The organism is Niallia sp. NCCP-28 (assembly GCF_023168165.1).
GTDB lineage: Bacteria > Bacillota > Bacilli > Bacillales > Cytobacillaceae > Niallia.
The window spans coordinates 22,007-29,260 of record NZ_BQYJ01000020.1 but is presented as its reverse complement, the minus strand read 5'-3'; the positions used below and the strand labels follow the sequence as shown (position 1 = coordinate 29,260).

The 7,254-nt window shown below is 35.6% G+C and carries 7 protein-coding genes; all 7 read left to right on the top strand.

The annotated features are described in order from the left end of the window. Nucleotides 1–230: ABC transporter permease (locus NCCP28_RS23035; RefSeq protein ID WP_309296649.1), on the top strand; the 230-nt coding region annotated here is incomplete at its 5' end. Between the two features lie 139 nt (nt 231–369). After that, nucleotides 370–1,059, top strand: coding sequence for a response regulator transcription factor (locus NCCP28_RS23030; protein ID WP_248563495.1), 690 nt, complete (start codon nt 370–372; stop codon nt 1,057–1,059). Continuing rightward, on the top strand, nt 998–2,485 hold the full coding sequence (locus NCCP28_RS23025; protein WP_248563494.1) for a HAMP domain-containing sensor histidine kinase: 1,488 nt from the start codon (nt 998–1,000) through the stop codon (nt 2,483–2,485). The genes NCCP28_RS23030 and NCCP28_RS23025 overlap by 62 nt, the downstream gene beginning before the upstream one ends. 187 nt (nt 2,486–2,672) lie before the next feature. Further along, nucleotides 2,673–3,194 (top strand): acyl-CoA thioesterase, encoded by a 522-nt coding sequence (locus NCCP28_RS23020; protein ID WP_248563493.1) that lies wholly within the window; start codon nt 2,673–2,675, stop codon nt 3,192–3,194. A gap of 410 nt (nt 3,195–3,604) precedes the next feature. After that, nucleotides 3,605–4,807 (top strand): branched-chain amino acid ABC transporter substrate-binding protein, encoded by a 1,203-nt coding sequence (locus NCCP28_RS23015; protein ID WP_248563492.1) that lies wholly within the window; start codon nt 3,605–3,607, stop codon nt 4,805–4,807. A gap of 185 nt (nt 4,808–4,992) precedes the next feature. Next, a complete protein-coding gene (locus tag NCCP28_RS23010) occupies nt 4,993–5,979 on the top strand; it encodes a branched-chain amino acid ABC transporter permease (RefSeq protein ID WP_248563491.1) in 987 nt (328 codons plus the stop codon). Between the two features lie 9 nt (nt 5,980–5,988). Then, complete coding sequence (locus NCCP28_RS23005; protein WP_248563490.1) at nt 5,989–7,254, top strand: branched-chain amino acid ABC transporter permease; 1,266 nt, start codon at nt 5,989–5,991, stop codon at nt 7,252–7,254.

Here is a 7,254-nt window from a genome sequence, read left to right as displayed (position 1 = left end):
TCCTGATTGAAGCAACCGTACTGAGTGCTTTAGGCGGCATATTAGGTGCCTTAATCGGCCTTGGTAGTGCCGAATTATTATCGAACCTTTTGGATATGACAATGCAGATTACATGGTGGGTAGTTGGTGGATCGGTTGGATTCTCTGTATTCATCGGCGTTATTTTTGGGATTTTCCCAGCAAATAAAGCTTCTAATTTAAGTCCATTAGAAGCATTAAGATATCAGTAAAAAGAATAGGAAGAAGGAGGGGATTCTATCAGTCCTGCTCTAGAAAAGTGTCCGCTTTCTAGAACAGGAAATTGGGAGTCCCTATTCTTTTCTATAGATCTTCTTGTATAATAAGGAAAAATATAAAAGGAATTAGGGTATGAAACATATATTGATTGTCGAAGATGAATTAGCAATTTCAATGGTTTTAGGTGCTTATTTAGAAAAAGAAGGCTATACAGTCAGCTATGCTTACAATGGAGAAGAAGCACTTAAAAAGGTAGATGAAGTGCACCCTTCCCTTATCTTGCTGGATATTATGATGCCATATCTAGATGGATGGGGAGTGCTGAAATATATTAGAGAAAAAAGCGCCTGTCCTGTCATTATGTTGACTGCATTATCGGATACTGATCAGAAATTAAAGGGATTTGGAGAAGGAGCAGATGATTATATTACAAAGCCTTTTGTTGCAGAAGAAGTGATTGCGAGGGTTCAAGCTGTATTAAGAAGATCGCCTCAATATCAAAAAGAAGAGGATATAAAGTATTATGGAAACTTAAAAATCAACTATTTATCCCATCAAGTTTTTTTAAATGGGATTGAAATATCATTTACTCCAAGAGATCTTTCTGTATTCCTTTTTTTGGCAAGTAATCCAAATCAAACTTTTACAAGAGATCAGCTCCTTGATCAAGTTTGGGGGATAGATTATGACGGAAGCGATAGGGCTGTTGATCTTGCTGTAAAACGAATTAGGAAATTACTAAATGGGTGGGATTCTCAAGATGGAGAAATTAAAACATTGCGTGGATTGGGTTATCAATTCTATGTTCAAGAAAAGCAATAAAACGAAAACTCCCCTGCTTTATTATTGGACCAAAAGATATCTATTCACATTAGTAGCTGGTTTAGTCATTATTGGAGTGGTATCGATATTTTGGATACGCCATAACGCATTAGAAAATAAGCTGGAATTAACAAAGCTGGTGGCGCAGGAAATATCAGATAGGGCAAGTGATATGGAGTTAGAAAGTATTTCGGAGACTCGATTTCCCTTTTTGCAAGATAGACAGCAGTTCATCAATAATGGACAGCCTCTAGCAATCTATATTAAGACAAAAACAGGAGAAATTATTTCCCCTACGAAAGAGAGGGGGCCAATTAATGATAGCCAGCAAGAATCATTGATTCACTCCATGGATTTGGCAAATGCGTTGACAGTAAAAACCATTGACTTTATAGATAACCGGAAAGCATCTGTTATTATTTCTCCAATTAAAAAGGACGGGAAGATAACAGGATCTGTTTATATTATTCAGCCACATGATCAGTTGAATCATATAAATAGAGAAGAGTATCAATTATTAGGATTGCTGTTAACTAGTCTTGCTCTGCTTGGCTGGTTTGTTATTTATTTTTTGTCAAAAAAAATGGCGAAACCAGTGGAAGATGTGGCAATAGGTGCCCAAAAGCTGATGAGCGGAAATTATGACATTCGATTAAATGAGGAGGTGCAGGAAAAAGAACTGCATCAACTGGTGTTATCTTTTAATGAATTGGCTAACAGGCTACAAACGTTAGAAGGTTTGCGAACTCAATTGCTAGCAGGCGTTACCCATGAACTGAAAACTCCGATTACTTCAGTAAGTGCACTTATCCAAGCAGTAAATGATAATATTGTTTCAGAGGATAGGAAAAAAGAGTTTCTGAACATGAGTTTGAAAGAAGCTAAACGTTTGCAAAGCATGGTAGAGGATTTGCTTGATTTTAATAGTTTTAGTGCAGGCTCCATTAAGGTGAACTTAGAAAAATTGAATTTGCAAAGCATACTAAAGGAAATTGTCTATCAGTGGGAAATTGTGCATAGCGATGCATTAAAAAATGTAGAATTAAAATATGTTAGTCCAGAGGATGGCGTTTTTGCAATGGCAGATAGTGTTCGTCTTCAGCAAATAGTGGTGAATTTATTAAATAATAGTTTGCATGCAATAAAAGGAAAAACTTTAGGCAAATTGACAATTGGTTTAGTGTATGATGAAAATAATGCATATATTTCGGTAGAAGATAATGGATATGGCATCCCTAGTGAAGAACAATCTTTTATTTTTGAAAGATTCTATCGTGGAAAAAATAAAAAAGATATAGAGCGGGGACTTGGTCTCGGGCTTCCATATAGCATGTTATTAGCAAAAGCACAAAATGGCCATTTATCTTTACAAATATCAGATGGTTCTACTACAATATTTTTATTGAAATTACCTTTAGTAAAGTAGAAAAGCTAATTAGAGTTTAATCATTAATGGAAAAGGAGATTGTGTTGGGTCTTTTTCTAGCTATGTCTCATTAACTGCGTTTGATTTTGGTTCATTCGTTTTTCGCGAATGAACCAAAAATCGTTCTATCTATAATATTTATTAGCATAGCTTTATTTAAAAATAACTGCAAAGGGGCATATAAATAATGGAAGAGCGGGAAGAGAAGTTTTGCAAAGAATCGCTGGTAGTAAAAACAAGCAGAATATTTCCAATTGATACAAATAACCACAATAGCTTATTTGGAGGAAAACTGATGAGCTATATTGATGATGTGGCTTCCATATCAGCCTCTAGGCATTCTAGAAGCGATGTGGTAACGGCATCAACAGATTCAGTCGATTTCTTAATGCCGATTAGGCCAACAGATTCGGTTTGTCTAGAGTCATATGTATCCCATACTGGCAGATCTTCTATGGAGGTTTTTGTTAAAGTAATCGCAGAAAATTTAAAGACTGGGGAAAGAAAATTAGCTGCTACTTCTTTTCTGACGTTTGTGGCTTTGGATGAACAAGGAAAACCAACATTGATACCAAAAGTGGTTCCACAATCCCAAGAAGAAATCATGCTTTTTAATACAGCAGATGAACGAGTAAAAATTAGAAAAGATAGAAGAGAGCACAGCAAGGCATTTGCAAGTGTCGTCAATACAAATGCACCATGGAGCTAGTAAGTTGCCAAACTGGAGAAGCCAATTAGAAGTCCACCCGAGCTTTAAAAGGGGAAACGGGATCTAATAGCTTGCTCCAGTTTTTTTATTTAATCTTTTATTGAGTTTAATACAATGCTTTATTAATTCTCTTTTTGCTATTGCACCTCTTGTGCCTTTTTCTAACAAAACTCAGTTCATTTCAAATTATTTTTTCTCAGATATTTAGGATATCGAAAAAAAAGATGTCGGAATTTATACTTTTTTCTGAAAAATATGGTTAGATTATCTTACAAAAACAAAGACACTTGTCTTATTGAGGATTATAATCCATACAAGGAAGTTCTAATATTGGGATTTAATTCCTTTTTTAGGATAGTGGTTTTATCTGCATTCCTAAATTAAAGACGAGAGAAAATAGGGGGCTAACTATGATTTCAAAAAAATTTTTATCGTTAGCAATGACAGCAACTTTAGCGCTTGGTGTAATTAGCGGGTGCTCTTCAACGAGCAGCTCTGACGGTAAAGGCAGCGGGTCAGACGGAAAAAAAGTGATTAAGATTGCTACACAATCTCCCTTATCTGGAGGAAGCGCAACATTAGGAGAAGCAATTAAACTAGGGGCTCAGTTAGCGATTGAAGAGCAAAAGGATAAGTTTGCTGATATGGGGTTTGATCTTCAATTAGATGCAAAAGATGATCAGGGTGACCCGAAAAAAGGAGTGGCAAATGCCCAGTTAATCGGTGCTGATCAATCTGTGCTAGGCGTGGTAGGACACTTAAACTCAGGCGTATCTATTCCAGCATCTGAAGTTTATGAAAAATATAATATTATAAGCATTTCTCCAGCAAGTACAGCAACTGACTTTACTGATCGCAATCTTAAATCGGTAAGCCGCGTTGTTGCACGCGATGATTTCCAAGGACCAGCTGGTGCACAATATGCCATTAATACGTTAAAAGCAAAAAAGATTTTTGTCATTCAGGATAAAACTGCATATGGTTCTGGTTTAGCAGATGCATTTAAAGCTGCAGCGGAAAAATTAGGTGCTGAAATTGTAGGGTATGAAGGTATTACAGTTGGAGAAAAAGATTTTAACGGCGTCCTAAATCAAGTATCTTCCAAAAAACCAGATTTGCTCTATTTTGGGGGTCTATATTCTGAAGGTGGTTTATTAGTGAAACAAGCTCGTGATAAAGGCATTGATGTACCATTTATGGGCGGAGATGGCCTTGATTCTTCTACATTTGTTGAAATTGCAGGAGATGCTGTGAGAAATTCTTATTTAACATCTGTTGCAGGTGATGTAACAAAAACAGAAGAAGGCAAAAAATTCGCGGAAGACTATAAAGTGAAATTTAATAAAAATATAGAATCATATTCTGCCTATGCATATGATAGTGCGGGTGCTCTATTAGCAGGTATTGAACAAGCAATTAAAGATAACGATGGCAAATTGCCGACACGCGAAAGCGTAATGAAGGCAGTCCGTGCTATAAAAGAGTACAAAGGTGTAGCAACAGAAGTTGGGTTTGATGATAAAGGAGATAACACTTATGCAAAAATCTTTATCTACAAATTTGACGAAGCAAAATATCCAGCAACGTTGGATGGAGAAATTGAAAAAGAATAGTTGAATAGAAAGGGTATGGATATCCCGTACCCTTTTTACTTTTAATAGGCAATATTAAAATAATATATAAGAATAGTAAAAAACTTGTACATAAAACTTTAAATAAGAATATGGATGACGAATCGAAATAATATTAGATGTTCATTTGAGATTAAAAATATAATAACAAAAGTGTGGGGAAGAAAATGCTGACAGATATATTACAAACTTTACCGCAAGTTTTAATAGATGGGCTAACTTTAGGTGCTGTATATGCTGTAATTGCTTTAGGCTATACAATGGTTTATGGAATATTAGAACTAATCAACTTTGCACATGGGGAAATATTTATGACGGGTGCATTTGTTGGAACAGCTGTTTTATTGTTGTTTACAAGTCTTGGCTGGACATCTATGCTGCCTGCAATCTTTACATTAATTATTATGCTGTTGATATCAAGTCTTATTACTGGTTTTATGGGAATGGGAATTGAAAGAGTAGCCTATCGTCCGCTGAGGAAGGCGCCAAAATTAATAGCTTTGATTTCTGCTATTGGGATTTCTTTTTTGTTGCAGGATATAGTCCGTTTTATTACAGAACTATATAAAGGAAATTATATTTTAACGGCACCCAGCTTTTTTAGCCATCAGATTAAACTGCCTTTAGATTCTATCTTTCCAGGAATTTCAAATGCTAGTTTTAAAAGTTCCTTTTTAGTTGTTATTATAGTGGCTGTTATTTTAATGGTTGGTCTTGATTTTTTTGTTAATAAAACAAAGTGGGGCATGGCAATGAGAGCTGTTGCACAAGACAGGGACACAGCATCATTAATGTCCATCAATGTAAATAAAGTTATTTCTGTCACATTTTTTGTTGGTTCTGCATTAGGAGGAGCAACAGGCGTCCTTTTTGCTATTCAATATGGCACAATTGATCCATATATTGGATTTATTTTAGGCTTAAAGGCATTTACAGCTGCAGTGCTTGGCGGAATTGGAAATATTCGGGGGGCAATGGTAGGAGGGCTGATTATCGGCCTTGTAGAAATGTTTACTGCTGCAAATTTATCTGTAATAACAGGAGGGCTTTTAGGAGCCGAATATAAAGATGTTGTTGCTTTTGCTATTTTAATTATTGTCCTAATCTTTAAACCAGAAGGCTTGTTTGGAAAAGCCGTAGCAGAGAAAGTGTAGGTGGGTACAATGACAAAATTAATAGAAACATTGCAGAAGAATAAAATGGCACAAGCAATATTATTTTTATTATATGTATTAGTAACGAGCGCTAGTTTATACTTGGCTCAACAATCAGTGGTTGCTTTTTTGCTTTTGCTGTTTTCTCTATTGATTCTCTATTTTTTAAAATTAAATCCTAAAATAAAATGGGGAATTGGCATCATTATTTTAGGGTTTATCCTTCCGTTTTCAGCAAGTCATGGACCTGCCTATCAGTCTTACATGGAAGTGGCTACAATGGTAGGAATTTATGTTTGCATGGCTTTGGGATTAAATATAGTGGTCGGATTGGCTGGACTTCTTGATTTGGGTTTTGTAGCATTTTTTGCAGTTGGAGCATATACGTATGGCATTTTTGCTACAACCCAAGCCGCTAATTTTATGCCTTTTGGACAGTATCCTTTATCAGGAAATAGTTTTTGGATTTTTATCATTATCGGTCTTTTTGTTGCCGCATTATTTGGAGTTCTTTTAGGTATCCCAGTTCTTCGGGTAAAAGGAGACTATTTGGCAATTGTTACATTAGGTTTTGGAGAAATTATTCGAATTGTATTTAATAATTTAGATAAGCCGGTAAATATTACAAATGGAGCAATGGGGCTTGCAAGTATAAGTCCGCCAGAAATATTTGGAATAAAACTTATTTTTCCAAATCAATTCTATTATGTCGTATTAGTTGTATTTGTGGTTGTCATCTATACAGTAACAAAATTAGAACATACAAAATTAGGGCGTTCATGGAAAGCTGTACGGGAAAATGAAATAGCTGCACAAGCGATGGGAATTCCTCTTGTAAAAACGAAATTGACGGCTTTTGCCATTGGCGCCTCTTTTTCAGGAATGATGGGTGTGGTATTTGCAGCAAAACAAACATTTGTTGACCCAACTAGTTTCACCTATCTGGAATCTACCACTATCTTAGTAATGGTAATTTTAGGAGGAATGGGCAGTGTTCCTGGCGTAATATTAGGTGCAGCTGTTATTACCATTTTAAATTTGCAAGTTTTAGCAGAAATCACTACATGGCTTGGGTCCTTTGCAACCATTCCTGATGCATTATCTCCAGCGAAAATGCAAAGATTTATTTTTGGTGCATTATTAATTGCAATAACTTTGTATCGTCCACAAGGATTGATACCAGCAAAAAATTTGAAATTTAATGCCAAGAAATTAAAACAGCAAACAGGAAAAAAGTCTACAAGGGTTGATGCTGGCAAAGAATTTAAAGCTTAA

Bases quoted from the DNA above. Each gene is read 5' to 3' on its own strand.
- NCCP28_RS23010 (WP_248563491.1), top strand. From the start codon at position 4,993: ATGCTGACAGATATATTACAAACTTTACCGCAAGTTTTAATAGATGGG.
- NCCP28_RS23020 (WP_248563493.1), top strand. From the start codon at position 2,673: ATGGAAGAGCGGGAAGAGAAGTTTTGCAAAGAATCGCTGGTAGTAAAA.
- NCCP28_RS23025 (WP_248563494.1), top strand. From the start codon at position 998: ATGGAGAAATTAAAACATTGCGTGGATTGGGTTATCAATTCTATGTTC.
- NCCP28_RS23005 (WP_248563490.1), top strand. From the start codon at position 5,989: ATGACAAAATTAATAGAAACATTGCAGAAGAATAAAATGGCACAAGCA.
- NCCP28_RS23015 (WP_248563492.1), top strand. From the start codon at position 3,605: ATGATTTCAAAAAAATTTTTATCGTTAGCAATGACAGCAACTTTAGCG.
- NCCP28_RS23030 (WP_248563495.1), top strand. From the start codon at position 370: ATGAAACATATATTGATTGTCGAAGATGAATTAGCAATTTCAATGGTT.